Source organism: Clostridium sp. (assembly GCF_021443865.1).
Lineage (GTDB): Bacteria > Bacillota > Clostridia > Clostridiales > Clostridiaceae > Clostridium.
In genome coordinates, this window is sequence record NZ_JABUTB010000007.1 from 36,656 (window position 1) to 55,362 (window position 18,707).

The 18,707-nt window shown below is 28.6% G+C and carries 14 protein-coding genes and 1 pseudogene; all 15 read left to right on the plus strand.

Annotated features, from left to right (window positions below; translation table 11 throughout):
• Positions 1-378 (plus strand): annotated as a pseudogene (locus HUJ77_RS02380) (FliB family protein); the annotation flags it as partial.
• Positions 379-694: 316 nt separating this feature from the next.
• Positions 695-2,410, plus strand: coding sequence for an ABC transporter substrate-binding protein (locus HUJ77_RS02385; protein ID WP_291706971.1), 1,716 nt, complete (start codon positions 695-697; stop codon positions 2,408-2,410).
• 30 nt (positions 2,411-2,440) lie between these two features.
• Entirely contained in the window at positions 2,441-3,430 is a 990-nt protein-coding gene (locus HUJ77_RS02390; protein ID WP_291706972.1) for an ABC transporter permease, read from the plus strand.
• 26 nt (positions 3,431-3,456) lie between these two features.
• Positions 3,457-4,413 (plus strand): ABC transporter permease, encoded by a 957-nt coding sequence (locus HUJ77_RS02395; RefSeq protein WP_291706973.1) that lies wholly within the window; start codon positions 3,457-3,459, stop codon positions 4,411-4,413.
• Entirely contained in the window at positions 4,413-5,390 is a 978-nt protein-coding gene (locus HUJ77_RS02400; protein WP_291706974.1) for an ABC transporter ATP-binding protein, read from the plus strand. Before HUJ77_RS02395 ends, HUJ77_RS02400 begins: the two co-directional genes overlap by 1 nt.
• A gap of 3 nt (positions 5,391-5,393) precedes the next feature.
• A complete protein-coding gene (locus HUJ77_RS02405) occupies positions 5,394-6,389 on the plus strand; it encodes an oligopeptide/dipeptide ABC transporter ATP-binding protein (protein ID WP_291706975.1) in 996 nt (331 codons plus the stop codon).
• Between the two features lie 406 nt (positions 6,390-6,795).
• A complete protein-coding gene (locus HUJ77_RS02410) occupies positions 6,796-7,503 on the plus strand; it encodes a response regulator (RefSeq protein ID WP_291706976.1) in 708 nt (235 codons plus the stop codon).
• Positions 7,504-8,328, plus strand: a complete 825-nt coding sequence (locus HUJ77_RS02415; RefSeq protein WP_291706977.1) for a helix-turn-helix domain-containing protein — start codon at positions 7,504-7,506, stop codon at positions 8,326-8,328.
• Between the two features lie 76 nt (positions 8,329-8,404).
• Complete coding sequence (locus HUJ77_RS02420; RefSeq protein WP_291706978.1) at positions 8,405-11,188, plus strand: glycoside hydrolase family 3 protein; 2,784 nt, start codon at positions 8,405-8,407, stop codon at positions 11,186-11,188.
• A 127-nt stretch (positions 11,189-11,315) separates the two neighbouring features.
• Entirely contained in the window at positions 11,316-11,999 is a 684-nt protein-coding gene (locus HUJ77_RS02425; protein WP_291706979.1) for a pseudouridine synthase, read from the plus strand.
• A gap of 129 nt (positions 12,000-12,128) precedes the next feature.
• The gene (locus HUJ77_RS02430) at positions 12,129-13,811 is read left to right on the plus strand and encodes a GH3 auxin-responsive promoter family protein (RefSeq protein ID WP_291706980.1); all 1,683 of its coding nucleotides are present in this window, start codon (positions 12,129-12,131) and stop codon (positions 13,809-13,811) included.
• A 58-nt stretch (positions 13,812-13,869) separates the two neighbouring features.
• Positions 13,870-14,661 carry an SDR family oxidoreductase gene (locus tag HUJ77_RS02435; protein WP_291706981.1) on the plus strand — a complete coding sequence of 264 codons (792 nt, stop codon included), beginning with the start codon at positions 13,870-13,872 and terminating at the stop codon, positions 14,659-14,661.
• Positions 14,662-14,780: 119 nt separating this feature from the next.
• Positions 14,781-16,640, plus strand: coding sequence for an FAD-dependent oxidoreductase (locus HUJ77_RS02440; RefSeq protein ID WP_291706982.1), 1,860 nt, complete (start codon positions 14,781-14,783; stop codon positions 16,638-16,640).
• A 3-nt stretch (positions 16,641-16,643) separates the two neighbouring features.
• On the plus strand, positions 16,644-17,573 hold the full coding sequence (locus HUJ77_RS02445; protein ID WP_291706983.1) for an ABC transporter ATP-binding protein: 930 nt from the start codon (positions 16,644-16,646) through the stop codon (positions 17,571-17,573).
• A 7-nt stretch (positions 17,574-17,580) separates the two neighbouring features.
• The gene (locus tag HUJ77_RS02450) at positions 17,581-18,705 is read left to right on the plus strand and encodes an ABC transporter permease (RefSeq protein ID WP_291706984.1); all 1,125 of its coding nucleotides are present in this window, start codon (positions 17,581-17,583) and stop codon (positions 18,703-18,705) included.
• The last annotated feature ends 2 nt before the right edge of the window (positions 18,706-18,707 follow it).

Sequence of the window (18,707 nt, forward strand, 5' to 3'; positions counted from 1 at the left end):
AGTGAAGAAATAAGTAAAGAGCTTAGAGAACAATATATAAATACCTTTGAAGAATATAATGAAAAGTTTATAGCAAAGTATAGCTATATTTTTGAAAATTACTTAGTAAATTTTATGTACAACAATATTTTTCCATTTTCTGAATCTGAATCAATATTTGATGGGTATATTTTGCTTTTAACTAGATATTCATTTATTAGATTTTATTTAGTTGGTAAATATCTTTATAATAAACAGGAAAGTAAAGAAAGCATAGTTGATTTTATTCAAGTTTTCTCTAAAACTATAGAGCATCATAATAGTTATTTAATTGATTCATTAGAGTATATAAAAGAAAATGAATTTGATAATATGGAATTTGCTAAAGTTCTTTTATAGGCAGGGAAAATTCTTAGCTTATGCTTTTGCTAAATATACAATTAAAACTGAAGACAAATATTAATTAATTGGTGGGGAATTAAAAACCTCACTAATATTTTTTTGCTTATATTAATAAAAAAGCTAGAATTTATAGAGGAAAATATCTTGAATTTTTAGGGTATTTTTATAAAAGAATTTGATATAGAATTTAGCTAGATAGAGTAGTATTAAATGAAATCGATTAAGTTATATTATAAGTCGATGTAAAGGTATACTATTAAATCTAAAAATGGTATAAAAGATAATTACAAAAACTATTTAGGGGGAAGAGATTATGAAAGTCAAAAAAATCATTAGCCTTATTTGTACAGTAGTTGTTGCTACAAGTCTATTAATAGGCTGTAAATCAAATGGAGGAGACAGTGGTAAAACTGAAGAAAATACAAAACCAGCAGCTTTAACAATTTTACAAGAATCCTCACAAGGATGGGTAAGAAACTTTAACCCATATAACAAACCAACTCAATTTATTCAAGGATTTATGTACGAGCCATTAGTTATTTTTGATGCCAATAATGGTGGAAAAGAAACAATGTGGTTAGCTGAAGATATAGTAAGCGAAGCAGATAACAAAACTATCATAGTAAAAGTAAGAAAAGACGTTAAGTGGAGCGATGGTGAAGAATTTAATGCTGATGACGTTGTATTCACATACACTTATTCAAAGGACAATCCAGAAATTGATACAACTGGTAACTGGCATGGAGATAGTCCAAAGCTACAATCAGTTGAAAAGGTAGATGATCATACAGTTAAATTTGTAATGTCAAAGCCTAACGTATTTAGCAGAAAAGATATATTTTTCCAAACTTGGGTGATTCCAGAGCATGTATTCTCTAAAATTTCTGATCCAGCTACAGCAATAATAGATAATCCAGTTGTTACAGGATCTTTCTCAGAAGTAAAAGATTATACTCCTGAAATGGTTGTTTTAGGTAAAAATCAAAACTATTGGAAAGCTGATGACTTAAAAGTAGATGAATTAAGAATACCACAATTTGATGGAAATGATGCTGCTTTAGCATTATTGGAAGAAGGAAATATTGACTGGGCATATATTATGATTCCAGACATTGAAAACACTTATGTAAAAGGCGATGCTCATAAGAAATATTGGTATGGTAGAAATGATGCTATAAGATTAAGCTTTAACTATATGACTAAAAATGAAAACAATAAGAAGGCTTTTGAATCAGTAGACTTTAGAAGAGCTGTATCTTTAGCAACAGATAGAAATACTATTAATAAATCTGCAGCATTTGGTTATTTAAGTGAAGAAATACCAACTGTTACTGGATTACCACCAATGTTATCAGGCTATATAAATAAAGATGCAAAAGCACTTTCAGATCCATATACTAAATTTGATTTAACTGAAGCAGCAAAAGTTCTTGATGCAGCAGGTTTTGTGGATAAAGATGGAGATAAGTTCAGAGATAATCCAGATGGAACTCCAATCAAATTTGATATAATCTCCCCTGCAGGATGGTCAGATTGGAATGCAGGAGCACAAATAGTTGCAGAAAACTTACAAAAAATTGGTATAAATGCTACAAATGCACCTAAGGAACTTGGAGTTGTTACAGAAGCTTGGGGAACTGGTGAATTTGATATGTTATATACAGCTTATGGACAAAACACAAACATTTGGAAGTATTATTTTGACACAATTGGAGATCAATCAAGATTCTTAACAAGTACTTGGTGGTCAACTTGTCAAAATAACTATAAGAATGATGAAATGACAGCTTTAATAGAAGAATTACCAACAGCAAATGACGCAAGACAAGCTGAAATAGTAGAAACTGTTGAAAAATTCTTTGCTGAAAATATGATTAGTGTACCAATCTTATTCAATGGTAAGTGGAATATTTATAATGATGCTAGATTCACAGGATGGACAACAGAAGAAGGTAAGGGTCCAGATCCATCTAACTGTATACACGATTCTAAGATACTACAATTAATGGAATTAGAACCAGTAAAATAAATTATTAATTAATGTTAGAGGAGGAGAAAGATGAAATATATTTTGAAACGATTAGGGTTTTATTTTATGGCCTTTATCGGAGCATTTACGTTAAACTTCTTTCTTCCTCGTCTTATGCCAGGAGACCCAGTCCAAATGAGATTAGGAGAGCTTGCACAACAAGGTGGTAAAATAGATCCAGCCACTATAGCAGCTATTGAAAAAATGTTTGGAATTAACAGCAATGAGCCTTTAATAGTAACTTATTTTAAAAATTTCGTTGATATATTAAAAGGTGATTGGGGAGTTTCTTTTACAAATAACCTATATGCAGTAACTGACGTAATAAAAAGACCATTAGGGTGGACAGTATTTTTATGTGGAACAGCATTAATATTATCATTTATTATTAATACGGCTTTAGGTATATTTGTTGCATGGAGAAGAGGAAGTAGATTAGATACAACATTAACAGTTGGGGGACAAATTATGGCAAATATTCCTGCTGTAATTATTGCATTAACTTTAAGTTATACATTGGCTTATAGTGGGATTTTCCCTAAAGGCTATGCAATAACGCCTTTATTATATGCAAAGGGTTTTGCATATGTTAAGGATGTTGCCTATCATGCCTTCTTACCAGTAACTGCAATTATTTTAAGTAGTTTCGGTGGAATAATGGGTATGAGAGCTAATATGATAAATCAATTAGGTGAAGATTATATAGTTATGGGAGTTGCAAAAGGCGTTCCTGATAAAAAGATTATGCTTAAGTACTGTGCAAGAAATGCTATGCTACCAGTGGTAACTTCATTTGCAATGTCAGTTGGATTTTTACTTGGTGGACAATTACTTATTGAAAATATATTTAACTATCCAGGATTAGGAAAGTTAATGATTCAAGCTATTAATGGTAGAGACTACCCATTAATGCAAGGTATTTTGCTTATGACTACAATTTTGATGTTGTCAGCTAATTTTATTGCAGATATAAGTGTTTTTATTCTTGATCCAAGAATTAGAAGACAATCAGGAGAATAATTATAAGGAAAGTATGAGGTTGTAATATGGGAAAGAAATTATTTAATTCTAAAATAGTTAATTTTTTGAAAGAGTCTCCTAAAACTACTGTTGGGTTAGTATTAATATTTATTGTATTAGTCTTAACTCTTGGAGCTAACCTATTTACACCATATGAGTCTATGCAAACCTTTGATGGATTATGGCGTGTACCACCATCATCTCAGCATATTCTTGGAACCACACAAGCAGGTAAAGATGTGTGGGCTCAAACTTTATATGGTGGAAGAGTATCCATATCAGTTGGGATTTTTGCAGGGACAATAGCAGTTATTCTAAGCTTAATAATTGGAATTACAGCTGGTTATTTTGGTGGAGTAGTAGATAATGGTATAACAACTACAATAAATATAATTATGGTTATTCCACAAACAGTATTACTATTAATAATTGCATCAATGATAGGGAAAATTTCTCCTATGGCAATTGGAATTATAATAGGTCTTACTTCTTGGCCATGGGGAGCTCGTGTTTATAGAGCACAAACTATGAGTTTAAGAAATAGAGAGTTTGTAAAATCAGCTGAAACTTTAGGTGAATCTAAAATACGTATATTATTTGTAGAAATAATGCCTAATATGTTATCAATGATAACTTCAGGGTTTATAGGAACAATAATATATGCTATTATGGCACAATCATTTATTGAATTTATAGGTTTTGGTGATAGAATGTCAGTAACTTGGGGACAAATGTTAAATAATGCCCAAAGTACTGGTGCTTTAAATAGTGGAGTATGGTGGGAAGTACTTGGACCAAGTGTATTTGTAATATTATTTGGAGCAGGACTTACACTAATTAATTTCTCCATTGATGAGGTATCTAATCCCAAATTAAGAGCTCAAAGAATTATGAGAAAATACTATAAAGAAAAGAAGAAACAAGAAAGATTATTAAAGAAAGAATTTTCAGGAACTACTACTAGTGAAGGAGGCGTGAATTAATGGGAGCAATACTTGAAGTTGAAAATCTTTGTGTTGATTATATAACAGAAAAAGGACATATAAGAGCAGTAGATAACGTAAGCTTTGTTATTGAAGAAGGAAAAAGCCTAGGCCTAGCAGGAGAGTCAGGTTGTGGTAAAAGTACTATTGCTTATTCATTAATGAGATTACACAGACCTCCAGCACTTATTACTGGTGGAACAATAAAAATGGATGGAAAAGATATTTTATCCTTACCTGAATATCAATTGCAAGAATTTAGATGGAATAAAATAAGTATGGTGTTCCAATCAGCTATGAACTGTTTAAATCCAGTAGCTACTCTTGAAAATCAATTTTTTGAACTTTATAAAACTCATGGAATAACTAAAAATAAAAAGGAAGCAAGAAAGATGGCAGAAGAGCTTCTAGAAATAGTAGGTATTCCAGCAAATCGTTTAGGAGATTATCCACATCAATTTTCAGGTGGAATGAGACAGCGTGCTGTAATCGCTATGGCACTAGCTTTAAATCCAAGATTACTTATATTAGATGAACCTACTACAGCATTAGACACTGTAGTTCAAAGAGAAATACTTCAAAAAATTTATGAGTTAAAAGAAAAATTTAATTTTTCAATTTTATTTATCACTCATGATATTAGTTTAATGATGGAATTCTGTGATACAGTAGCAATAATGTATGCAGGAAAAATTGTTGAACAAGCATCTTCAAAGAAAATATTAAAGAATCCACAACATCCATATGCCTATGGATTAAAGAATTCATTCCCTTCATTGCAAGGTGAAATAGAATATATGGAAGGGATTCCAGGTTCACCATTAAATTTAAGCTGCATTCCTAAAGGATGTAGATTCCAAGATAGGTGTTTCAAAGCAACTAAAATATGCTTTGAAGAAGAACCAAAAAGAAGTTCAAAAGATGATGAATTCTTCTTTTGTCATAATCCATTAGAACTGGTAAAGGAGATAGGATAAGATATGGAAGAAAAAGAATTAGTACAACCAATATTTAGTGTGAAAAACGTTACAATGGATTTTAAAGTTGCTAAGAAAAGCTTTTTTTCAAAGAAAGGTACTATTCGTGCTTTAAATGACATATCTTTTGACTTATATCCTGGAGAATCTTTAGCAATAGTTGGAGAATCTGGTTGTGGAAAATCTACAATATGTAGAATTGCTATGAAATTCTATGAACCAAGTTCTGGAGCAATGTATTTTGATAATGAAAATATTCATGATTTAAAAGGTGAAAAACTTAAAAATTATAGACAAAAGTCTCAAATGATTTTCCAAGATCCTTTTTCATCTTTAAATCCTTTGCACAATATATATTATCATCTTAAAAGACCATTAGAGCTTTATCATCCTTCTGATGAAGAAACAATGCATAAAAAGATGGATGAATACTTAACAATGGTTGGATTAACTCCACCTAAGGATCAAGGGGAAAAATTCCCCCATCAACTTTCAGGTGGACAAAAGCAAAGAGCTTATATTGCAAGAGTATTAGCAGTGGGAGCAGATGTGATTTTTGCAGATGAACCTACATCAATGCTTGATGTATCTATAAGACTTGGAGTTTTAAATTTATTAAATAAGTTAAAAAAAGAAATGAAAAAATCTTTTGTATATATTACTCATGATATTGCAACAGCAAGATATTTTGCAGATAGAATAATAGTTTTATATGCAGGACATATGGTGGAATGGGGCGATGTAGATAAAGTAATCTGCAATCCAAAACATCCATATACTAAGCTTCTTGTAGCAGCAGCTCCAGATCCTGAAAGAGATGGGGTAATGGAATTACCTGTTGTAAGAGATAAAGATACAGAAATAAGACAGTGGACACCTGAAAGTAAAGGATGCCCATTTAGAACTAGATGTCCAGTAGCACAGGAGATTTGTGAAAGTAAGTTCCCAGAAGCTAGAGAAGTTTCACCTGGACAATTTATTAGATGTATCCATAGTTAGTTAATTGGATTTTTCTTATAATAGCAATATAAAAAATATAGGGTTTTATCAATAGATATATAAAATTTATATGAAAGGTTATAAAGAACTAAATTAATATAGTTTTTACAATGCTAGAAGGAACACTATATTAAAGGAATTTTTTATTACTATAAATCCTAGAGGTATAACTCTGGGATTTATTTTTTAGGAAACTTATACTAATTATTAAGCAAGATAATTACATAAATATTACATTATATATATTTAAAGGTAGTGGTAGAAATTATATAATAGTAATATGGTAAATTAAAGGAAAATTTTAAAAGGGTATATAAGGAATAATAGTTATGGAATTAAAGTGAAAATTGAATATAGTATAGGGACAAGGGTTTTATTATTTTTTACGATGAGAGGGGGCAATAATATGCTAAAGGTACTTATAGCAGATGATAAACCTAATGTAAGAGAAGAATTAAAAAATATTATTAATTGGAATGAATGTGGATTTATTATATGTGGAGAAGGCACTGATGGTTATGATACTTATGAAAAGATTTTTAATTTAAAGCCAGATTTAATAGTAATGGATATAAAAATGCAAGGGAAATCCGGATTAGATGTTATAAGAGATGCAAAGAAAAAAGGGGTTTCAGGAAAATTTATAATAGTAAGCGAGTACTCTGAATTTAATTACTTAAAAAATGCAATGAGATATGGAGCAAAATCCTACTTATTAAAACCTATAGATAAAGATGAGTTACTTGAAATTGTTAATGAAGTAAAGAAAGAAATTTTTTATAAAATAAATTTGAATACAAATGTTGAGTGTGAGCTTGAATTAATAAAAGAATATGCTTTAGTAAGGCTTTGCTTAAATAATTATTTAGAAGAAGCAAGGGAAATCTTAAATTCTATAAATAATAAAAGCTTATATGTTGCATTGATATCTAATGATAAAGAGAAATTAGATAGTGACAATATAATTGATTTAAAAAAGGCAGTTGAAGAGAATTTAAGTGGAAATAATACTAATGTTTTTAGAGTGAAAAATAGAGTTGCAATAATATTTTATGACAAAAGTATTGAGTCCATTAATTCATTATTGAAAAAAATGAAAATACAAATAATATAAATGACAATACAAATTGAAAAAGAGCTGAAAGAAAAGCTTTTTATTACAATAGGAGATGAAGTTAGTAATATTAATAAAATTAATTACTCATATGAAAGTGCTAAGGATTTAATGGATAAGAAGTATTTATATCTTAATCAAGGGATTATTTATAAGAATAAGATAAAGAATACTATTAACAACTCAATTACTGAAGAACAAATAATTAATAATTTATATAGATATATAGAAATAGGTGAAGTAGAGGAAATAAAGAAAAGCTTTTCATTATTGGAAAAAATTATATTAGAAAAGAATTATAAAGAAGAGCAAATAAAGGCGCTACTAATTACTTACTATATTCAATTAAAAGATAATATTATATCAAACTATAATGTGAAAGAAACCCCAGATATGGATAATAAAATAGTTATTGAAGAAATTTATAGTAAAAATAGCTTAAATGAAGTTATTAAGTTTTTAATAGAGAAATTCTTAAATATTTCAAAATATGTGGCAAGGAACTTTAAGGGGAAAGGCATTAATAGAATAATTAAATATGTAGATAATAAATATTATAGTGATTTAAAATTAGAGGATTTAGCAAAAATGTTTAATTATAATAGCTCTTACTTAGGTAAATTATTTAAAGATACTACAGGTACAAGCTTTAATACTTATTTAGATAATGTAAGAATAGAAGAGGCTAAAAAATTGCTTCTTGAGGATAAATTTAAAGTATATGAAGTCTGTGAAAAGGTAGGTTATAAAAATATTGATTATTTTTATTATAAATTTAAAAAGTATGTAGGTATAAGCCCTTTAAATTATAAGAAAATAAAGTAAATAAAATACTACCTAAATATTTATTAATAAATTAAAAAAGTTGCATTGAGAAAAAATATATTTACTGGAGGATAATATGGGACAATATACATTAGATTTAGAAAATTATGCAAGTATTATAAGGAAGGTAGGAGCTGAAGGTTGCGTCCTATTAAAAAATGATGATAATGCTCTTCCCCTTAGAAATAATGATAAGGTAGCTGTATTTGGAAGAATTGCTTTTAATTATTATAAAAGTGGACTTGGTTCAGGGGGTCTTGTAAATACAAGATATGTAGTTAGCATTTTAGATGCTCTAAGAGATAATAAAGATATTACTTTAGATGAAGAATTACTAAAAGTATATGAGGAATGGATTAAAGAAAATCCTTATGATGAAGGCAAGGGCTGGGGAAATGTACCTTGGTCTCAAAAGGAAATGAAGCTTGAAGATTCAGTAGTACAAGCTGCATCTAATGCAGATATTGCATTAGTTATAATAGGTCGTACTGCAGGCGAAGATCAAGATAGCAAGAATGAGCCAGGAAGCTATCTTTTAACTGAAGAAGAAGAAATTATGATTGAAAAAGTTACTAAGACATTTAAAAGAACAACTGTAATTTTAAATGTTGGTAATATTATAGATATGAAATGGGTAGATAAATATAATCCATCCTCTGTTCTTTATGTATGGCAAGGAGGACAAGAAGGAGGAAATGCTGTTGTTGATGTTTTAACAGGAAAGGTAAATCCATGTGGAAAATTAACAGATACTATTGCAAGAAATATTGAAGATTACCCATCAACTGAAAATTTTGGAGACATAGATAGAAATTATTATAAAGAAGATATCTATTTAGGATATCGTTACTTTGAAACTTTTGCAAAGGATAAAGTTATGTATCCCTTTGGATATGGATTATCTTACACTAACTTTGATGTTAAAGGGAAAATTTTAAAGGTAACAAGGGAAGAAGTGATAGTTGAAGCAACTGTAAATAATACAGGAAATCTATCTGGAAAAGAAGTTGTACAAGTATATATAGAAGCACCACAAGGAAAACTTGGAAAACCATTAAGAGCCTTAGTTGGCTTTGCAAAAACTAATATAATTAATCCCCAGGGGACCAAAAAATTGGAAATAAAAATTCCTAAATATTATATGGCTTCTTATGATGATACTGGAATAACTGGATATAAGTCATGTTATGTATTAGAAGAAGGTTGTTACAAGGTTTATATTGGTTCAGATGTTAGAAGTGCAAAAATATCTGGAGAATATAATGAAGAATTTACTGTGTTAGAAAAGTTAGAAGAAGCATGTGCACCTACTGCTTCCTTTGAAAGATTTAAATTAACTCTTAATGAAGATGGAAGTCCTAAGACTATAATGGAAGATGTTCCTACAAGAACTATAAATCCATATAAAAGAATGGAAGAAAGAAGAGAAGAGGAAATTCCGTATACTGGAGATAAGGGTTACAAACTTGAAGATGTATTTAATAAAAAGATAGATATAAATGATTTTGTTGCTCAATTAAGTGATGATGATTTAATTCATATCTTTAGAGGAGAGGGAATGTGCAGTCCTAAGGTTACACCAGGAACAGCAGCTGCCTTTGGTGGAGTTACAGATGAACTAAGAGGTTTTGGAATACCACTTGCATGTTGTGCTGATGGACCTTCAGGAATACGTATGGATTGTGGAACAAAAGCCTGCTCACTGCCAAATGGAACAGCTTTAGGTTGCACCTTTAATATGGAATTAGTAGAAGAACTTTATGAAATGACAGGAAAAGAGATGAGAAAAAATAAGATAGATTCTCTTTTAGGACCAGGAATGAATATCCATAGAAACCCACTAAATGGACGTAATTTTGAATATATTTCAGAAGATCCATTATTAACAGGAAAAATAAGTTTAGCTCAAGTAAATGGTATGCAATCACAAGGTGTTTCTCCAACTGTTAAGCATTTCTGTGCTAATAACCAAGAAGTGTCTAGACACTATGCTGATTCAATAGTATCAGAAAGAGCTCTTCGTGAAATTTATTTAAAAGGATTTGAAATAGTTGTGAAAGAAGGTAATTTACGTTCTGTTATGACTAGTTATGGGCCAGTAAATGGTATTTGGACTGCTGGAAATTATGATTTATGTACAACAATACTTAGAAAAGAGTGGGGCTTTGATGGCATAGTAATGTCAGATTGGTGGGCTAAATCAAATATAGAAGGCGCAAAGGCTACAAAGGAAAATAAGTACCCTATGGTAATGGCACAAAATGATTTATATATGTGTGTATCAGATTCAAAATTAAATCCTGAAAATGATAATGTTAAAGAGGCTTTAGAAAATGGTGATTTAAAGAGAAGTGACTTACAAAGAAATGCAAAAAATATTTTAAACTTTATAATGAAGTCACCAGCAATTCTACATGAACTAAATCTTATTAGTAAAGAAGAATTAAATGAAATTAATGAAAAAGATGAAGATGATTTTGCAATAGAAAATATAGTTTATTATAAAGCTGATAAAGAAACTAATAATATTGTTATTGATGGAAAAGTATTTAAACGTAGTAAAGGCAATTCAGAGATTTTTGGTATTTCTGTTAATGAATATGGAGTATATGACATTTCAATAAAAATGAAATCAGATCAAGGTACACTAGCACAATTACCTTTATCTATTTATTATGATAATGCTTTAAAATATACTATTACTATTAGAGGAACAGAAGGAGAGTTCGTTACAGAAACTAGAGATTTAGGATTTATTTTCGGAAATAATCACTATATTAAGTTGTATTTTGGAGCAAATGGCTTAGAGATAGATAATATTACTATTACTCTTAAAGAAAAAGTTAAGATTAATTTTTAATAAATTGAAATAAAATTTTAAAATTATAACAGAGTCTAATAAATTGACTCTGTTATTTTAGTTATAGTATTATTAATAGGATAAAAATATATATTATAATTTTTACAAATAGGAAGGATATTTTACTTTGAGAATAAATAAACTATTAAGCAACTATGGATATTGCTCAAGAAAAGAAGTAAGTAGATTAATTGAGGATAAAAGAATAATTGTTAATGGAAAGCTATGCGAGCAAGGTCAATGGGTGGAAGAAACTGATTATATATTATTAGATGGAGAAAAAGTTAAACAAAAGGATAGGGTATATATAGCCTTAAATAAACCTAGGGGAATAGTTTGCACTTCATCAAGAGAAGTAAAGGATAATATAATTGATTTTCTTAATTATAAGGATTATGTTTTTCCAGTTGGTCGTCTAGATAAGGATTCAGAGGGACTTATATTAATGACTAATGATGGGGATGTTGCTAATAAAATATTATCTTCAGAAAGTTATCATGAAAAAGAATATACAGTGACATTAGATAAGAATTTTGATGATGAGTTTATTTATAATATGTCAAAGGGAGTTAATATATTAGATACAGTTACAAGACCTTGTAAGGTAACAAGAATAAATGATAATACATTTAACATAATATTAACTCAAGGCTTAAATAGACAAATAAGAAGAATGTGTAAGGTCTTTGGGTATAATGTTATTAAATTAGAAAGAATAAGGATAGTCAGTGTACTTTTAGAGGGAATAGAAGTTGGAAACTGGAGAGAGTTAACTAAAGAAGAAATAGAAAGTTTAATGGAAATAAGCTAGTATTACCAAAAGTTATACTAGCTTATTTTTTTACATAAAATAAGACTTTTTAATTGGTATACTTTAATAGCATTTTTTTGTGGCTTTCATATAATATCTATGGAAAATAATCATAGGATGTGTAGAAATATGTCCATTGTAAGCAAAGCTCTTTATAGGACAATGATTGGTTGTGGAGGAATATTAGAAAAGAATTTTAATAAGCAAACTAAAAACTTTAAGAAAGTAAACAATGATGTACTATTTAATATTTTAAAGAAAAACGCTAGTAGTGAAATAGGTAAAAAACATAAGTTTAAAGAAATACTTTCAATAGAGGATTATAAGTCAAAGCTACCATTAACAGAATACTCTTTTTATGAAAATTATATTGAACGTATGGCAAGTGGAGAGAAAAATATTTTAATAACAAAAAAAGTTGAATATTTTGGGCATACTTCAGGAACTACAGGTAAGCAAAAATTAATTCCTGTAACAAAGGAAAGTAGGCTTAAAGCTTCAAAATATATGGCATTATTAATAAATAAATATGCATATAATATCTTTAAAGATAATTGGAATTACGGAAGAGGATTAATGATAGCTGATGTTGTTATGAGTACTTATACAAAAGGGGGAACTCCTATTTGTTCAGCTACATCTGGAGGGATAAACAGTATTAAAAACTTTTTGCCTTATTTATATACTTCACCCTATGAAGTTATGAGCATTAAAGACAAGGAAGTATCTCTTTATTTGCATATACTCTTTGGATTATTAGAAAAGAATTTATTATTCATATCTGCAGTATTTATTTCAAATGTTCTAGATTTATTAAGAGTTATGGAAAAGAATTCAGATGATTTAGTTAAGGATATAAGAAAGGGAAGATTAAGCAAAACACTAAATATTGATGAAGAAACTAGAAAGACTTTAAATAAATATTTATCACCAAATGCAGCTAGAGCAGAGGAATTAGAAAGAGAATTTAAGAAGGGCTTTAATGGAATTTGTAAAAGAGTATGGCCAAAACTTCAATATATTGCTTCTGTTACAGGAGCAAATTTTTCAATTTATAATGATGTAGTTGATTACTATTCTGGAAATATCCCTATATATTCTCCTTGTTATGCAGCATCAGAAGGAACTATGGGTATAAATCCATATGTTCTTAAGATGAGATATGTAATAATACCAGATACAATTTTTTATGAGTTTATACCAGCAGAGGAGGTTGATAAAAAGGAACCTAGAACTCTTTCCTCTGAGGAATTAGAAATAGGAGAAAGCTACGAAATAGTTATTACCACCTATGCAGGACTTTATAGATATAGATTAGGAGATGTAGTTAAGGTAGTAGGTTTTTACAATAATTCACCAGAAATAGAATTTTTATACAGAAGAAATCAAGTATTAAACATGGTATCAGAAAAAACCACAGAGGAACATTTAACAAATGCCATTAAAAATACAAAGAATAAGCTTAATATTAATTTAGTAGATTACACTACAGTAACAGATAATTTAATAACCCCAGGCAGATATAAATTTTACTTTGAAGTTAAAGGAAAGATTTCAAAAGATGATGTTAGGAAGATGGAAATCACCTTAGATAAAGAGCTTAGAAATTGTAATTTAGCCTATAACAGATTTAGAAATAAAAATGGACTAGCTATGCCTAAGATAATAATAGTGGAAGAGGGAACCTTTAATAAAGTTAAGGAGTTTCTATTTAAAAAGGGAATTTCAAAAAATCAAATTAAAATACCAAGAGTAGTTACTACAAATAAAAATATTCTACAAGTAATTGAAGGAAATAAGGTGTATTATTAGATATTATAGGTAATATTTATAATATATACCAAATTAAAAGGGCGAAGGGGTTTTTAAAATGAAGAATGTAGTAATAACAGGAAGTACTCGTGGGTTAGGTTTTGAAATGGCTAAGAAATTTTTAGAACTTGGGTGTAATGTAACTATTTCTGGCTCAAAGCCTGAATCATTTAATAGTACAAGGGAAAAGCTTAAGGGGTTTGAGTATAAATATACTTATATTCCTTGTAATGTTACAAATAAAGAAGAGCTTAGAAATTTATGGGCAAAATCAGTTGATAAATGGGGCTGTGTAGATATTTGGATTAACAATGCAGGGCAAAATTCTCCTCGTGAATTTCTTTGGGATACACCAGATGAGTATATTGATGCAGTTGTAGATACCAATATTAAAGGTATTATGTATGGGTGTAAAATTGCTGTGGAAAATATGATTAAGCAGGGGCATGGTCAAATATGGAATATGGAAGGCTTAGGTTCAAATGATATTATTATTGAACAAACTATTCTATATGGTACTTCCAAACGTGCACTTACTTATTTTACAAAGGCATTAGCTAAGGAATTAAAGGATTCTGCTATTAAGGTAGGAAGACTATCACCTGGAATGATGCTTACTGATTTTATTACAAAATCACCTACTGGTGAGCCTTCTTCTGTTGTAGAAGATGATAAATTTAGAAAGATTTTTAATACTCTTGCAGATAAACCAGAAACAGTAGCTGAATTTTTAGTTCCTAAAATTATTAGTAATAAAAAGCAGGATGCCCATATAGTTTGGCTTACAAATATGAAATCAGCTAAAAGATTTATGATGTCTCCTTTTAAGAAGAGAGAGCTTTTAAAATAGATATAAAAATTAATAAAGAATAAATTTACTATACTTTTATATTATATTTAATATTTTCTAAAGCTTACGAATAAGATTATTAATAGAATAATTAATTATAAATTAAGGCGGAATATATTATGTATGATGTAATTATTATAGGAGCTGGATTATCAGGACTTACAGCAGCAGCTTTATTAGCAAAAAGAAATTTAAAGGTTTGCCTAGTGGAAGCTCAATATAAACCTGGTGGTTCTTGTGGTATTTTCAAAAGAGGAGATGTTGTATTTGAGCAAGGTGCAGCAATGATATATGGATTTAATGATAAAGGTTTTAGTCCTCATAGGTTTGTTTTTAATGCTCTAGAAGAGCCAATAGATATATTAAAGCATGATGCGTTATATGCTATTAATTTTGGAGAACATAGAATAATTTTTCATGAAGATATAGATAAGTTTATTGAAGAATTAGTAAAGGTATTTCCAAAAGAAAGAGAGAACTTTAAAAGATTTTATAGTGATTTATCAAAGAGATATTTAAAGATAATAGCAGAAGATCCAAAGTTCACAACACCAGATGCAATGAAAAAAGAAAAGGGATTAAAATCTTTATTAAAACATCCAATTGAATACATTAGGTTTTTAGGATATATGAACAAAAATACAGAAAGTATTTTAAAAAAATATTTTAAAGATCCAGAGGTATTTAATTTATTTGATAAGTTAACCTCTACATACTGTTATACAAATGTTAAAGAAACACCAGCAATATTATCTTCCATTATGTTTGTAGATAATCATTTTGGTGGTAGTTATTATCCAGCAGGCTCCACATTAAATTTAGTTGGTAAGCTTGAAAAGGTAATAGAAGAGCATAAGGGAGAAATCATATATAACAGAGAAGTAGAGAAAATAATAGTGGAAAATAACACAGCTACAAAAGTACAGATAGATAATGGGGAATTATTAAGTGCTAAATATATTATAAATTCAGGTAATGTCTGGAACTTATATAATAAGCTATTGAAGTATGATACTACTATAGAAATTAAAAGCTTAGTAAATAATTTAGAGCCATCATATCCATCAGTAGTAATATTTGCTCTTGTGAAAAAAGAAGTTATTCCAAAGGGGACATTGCCAATTGAAATGCTAATTGCTGATAAAGATAGATTAGATGAAGGTGAAATTACTGTATATATTTTAAGTATAGATGATAAAACCCTTTGTAATGAAGAGTATCATACAATTATGGCTATAGGACCTTCCTTTAGAATATGGCCAAAGGGCTTTAAAAATAACTATAAAACAGAAGAATACAAAGGCATGAAGGAAATAGAGAAAAATAGAATGCTAAATGTATTAGAAAAAAGATTCCCTGGATTTAAAGAAGGTCTATGTCATGTAGAAATAAGCACTCCAACCACCTTAAATAGATATGTCTTAAAAGAGGGTGGAAGTGTAGCAGGACCTAAACAAAAATTAGGACAACACATGCTTAAGAGATTAAAGACACAAAGCCATATTAAAAACCTTTATAATTGTGGAGAATCGACTGTTATGGGAACAGGAACTCCAGCAGTTACTATATCAGGAATAAGTGCTGCAAATCTTATATTAAGAGACTTAAAGTTAGAGGAATTTGAATATAAAGAAGGAATGAAAAACTATGTAAATATAGTTAAAAAGCCATTTCAATATAGTCAAGTTAAAATAGGGAAAAATGAAAAAGAGGACAAGGTTGCAAAACTAGCTTTAGAATGTGAATTTTGTGAAAAGCCTTTATGTGAAAGAAAATGTCCATATAAGATTTCCATAAGAGATATAAATAGAAGAGTTGCAGTAGGAAACTTTTATGGAGCAAAAAGAATATTAAAGTTTAATACTATTAATCCATGCTTAACTTGTGAAAGCAAATTATGTGAAGAAAATTGTATAAGGAATAGAAAATCTAAGGCAGTTAAAATAAATGAAATAAATACTAAGCTTGAGGAGCTATAAAAAATGTACATTCTTCAAATTGAAAATCTCCATAAAAAATATAATGACTTAGAGGCTATTAAAGGTATAGATTTATCAATACAAAAGGGCGAAATATATGGCTTATTAGGTCCAAATGGAGCAGGGAAAAGTACCTTAATAAAGATTATTTCAGGTATTGAAGATATGACTTCAGGGAAAATAATATTTGAAGAAAAAGAAACTAATATTAATAAATATAAAAAGAATATTGGATTGTTACCTCAAGATATTGCAATCTATGGTGATTTTACAGCTAGGGAAAATGTATCATTCTTTTGTTCATTATACGGCTATAAGGGAAAAGAATTAAAGAAAAGAGTAAATAAGGCTTTAGACTTTGTTGGTCTTTTAGATTTTCAAAATAAAAAGTCTAGTGAGTTTTCTGGGGGAATGAAGAGAAGATTAAATATGGCATGCTCCATAGCACATAATCCAAAGTTAATAATAATGGACGAGCCAACTGTAGGAATAGATCCGCAATCAAGAAATCATATCTTAGAATCAGTTAAAAAAATAAATGAAGAAGGAACTACGATAATATATACATCTCACTATATGGAAGAAATCGAAGAACTCTGCAATAATATTTCAATCATGGATAATGGAAAGATAATAGCTAAGGGAACAAAAGAAGCTTTAAAAGCTAATTTTATTAAAGAAAATATATGTACTATAAATCTTAAAAGAGAAATTTATAATATAAATAAACAACTTAATAGAATACAAGGCATAAAGAAAGTAGAAGTAAGGAATAAAGAAATAAAGTGTTACTACTCAAAAGATATTAATATCCTTCCTAATATAATGAACACCATATTTAATAATAATGGAATTATAGAAAGTATAAGAAGTGAAATACCAACATTAGAAAGTGTATTTTTACAGTTAACAGGAAAACAATTAAGAGATTGAGGTAGCTATGATATTAATTAATTTAATAAAAAAAGAAATAGTTTATTTTTTTAGAAATAAGTCTAATGTTGTTACAATGTTTATTTTTCCAATAGTTCTTATATTAATAATGGGATTTTCATTAAATGGACTTATGAATGTAGATAAAAATATATTTGAAAATCAAAAGGTCTATTACAAGGTTAATGATTTAAAGGATAATAATAAGTATTTAAATATCTTCTTAAACTTTAAAGAAGAATGTGAAAAGCTTATGAAGATAGAATTTATAGAAATAACAGATGATAATGAAGGTAAGCTTAAGGTTAAAAACTACAAAGCCTTAGCTTATATAAGTATAGAAGAGGGCAATTATAATTTTTACAGAAATGAAAAAAAGGAAAACACAGCACAGAAAATATTTAGAAGCAGCTTTAATAAATTTTTAGAAAGATACTCATATTTTGAAAAGGTAGCTAATGAAGAACCGAGCTTTATAAAGGAGTTTATAGAGGAAGGAAGTAAGATAAAAATTAAAGAAGGTGGAATATCAAGTAGGGGAATAAGCTCCTTTACCTATTATACCTTTGCAGAACTTGTATTAATAATACTTTATATTTCACAGATAACAAGTGTATCTATGTATAGGGAAAACTTTGAAAATACCTTTATTAGATTAAAAGTTACTAAAGCTAGTAATTTTAGTATTATAATATCAAAAATTATACTAGGAATAATTATAGGTATTATTCAAGTAATAATTGTTTACTTAGTTAGTAACTTTATTTTGAGAATAAATTGGGGAGAAAATTTAATAGGAGTAGGAATGGTTTTATTATCTTTAATAATATTTAGCTCTGTATTAGGAGTAGCTATAAGCTTAATGTTTAAGGATAATAAGACAGCCAGTAGTTTAATAAATGTACTCTTAATTATTTTTGGGTTTTTAGGGGGAGCATACCTTCCAATATCACTAATTAAATCAAATATAATTACAAATGCACTATGCCAAGTAACACCAACTTATTGGGCTAATATATCCCTATTAAGTTTAAGTTCAGGCATTAAAACTAATTATCCAATTATATCAATAGTAATAAGTTTAGAATTATCATTAATATTATTTTCATATTCATTAATAAAAAGCAAGTGAAG

Excerpts from the sequence above, each read along its gene's own strand:
- HUJ77_RS02410 (WP_291706976.1), top strand. The coding sequence starts at position 6,796 with ATGCTAAAGGTACTTATAGCAGATGATAAACCTAATGTAAGAGAAGAA.
- HUJ77_RS02445 (WP_291706983.1), top strand. The coding sequence starts at position 16,644 with ATGTACATTCTTCAAATTGAAAATCTCCATAAAAAATATAATGACTTA.
- HUJ77_RS02390 (WP_291706972.1), top strand. The coding sequence starts at position 2,441 with ATGAAATATATTTTGAAACGATTAGGGTTTTATTTTATGGCCTTTATC.
- HUJ77_RS02385 (WP_291706971.1), top strand. The coding sequence starts at position 695 with ATGAAAGTCAAAAAAATCATTAGCCTTATTTGTACAGTAGTTGTTGCT.
- HUJ77_RS02435 (WP_291706981.1), top strand. The coding sequence starts at position 13,870 with ATGAAGAATGTAGTAATAACAGGAAGTACTCGTGGGTTAGGTTTTGAA.
- HUJ77_RS02420 (WP_291706978.1), top strand. The coding sequence starts at position 8,405 with ATGGGACAATATACATTAGATTTAGAAAATTATGCAAGTATTATAAGG.
- HUJ77_RS02440 (WP_291706982.1), top strand. The coding sequence starts at position 14,781 with ATGTATGATGTAATTATTATAGGAGCTGGATTATCAGGACTTACAGCA.
- HUJ77_RS02415 (WP_291706977.1), top strand. The coding sequence starts at position 7,504 with ATGACAATACAAATTGAAAAAGAGCTGAAAGAAAAGCTTTTTATTACA.
- HUJ77_RS02405 (WP_291706975.1), top strand. The coding sequence starts at position 5,394 with ATGGAAGAAAAAGAATTAGTACAACCAATATTTAGTGTGAAAAACGTT.
- HUJ77_RS02430 (WP_291706980.1), top strand. The coding sequence starts at position 12,129 with ATGTCCATTGTAAGCAAAGCTCTTTATAGGACAATGATTGGTTGTGGA.
- HUJ77_RS02450 (WP_291706984.1), top strand. The coding sequence starts at position 17,581 with ATGATATTAATTAATTTAATAAAAAAAGAAATAGTTTATTTTTTTAGA.
- HUJ77_RS02395 (WP_291706973.1), top strand. The coding sequence starts at position 3,457 with ATGGGAAAGAAATTATTTAATTCTAAAATAGTTAATTTTTTGAAAGAG.
- HUJ77_RS02400 (WP_291706974.1), top strand. The coding sequence starts at position 4,413 with ATGGGAGCAATACTTGAAGTTGAAAATCTTTGTGTTGATTATATAACA.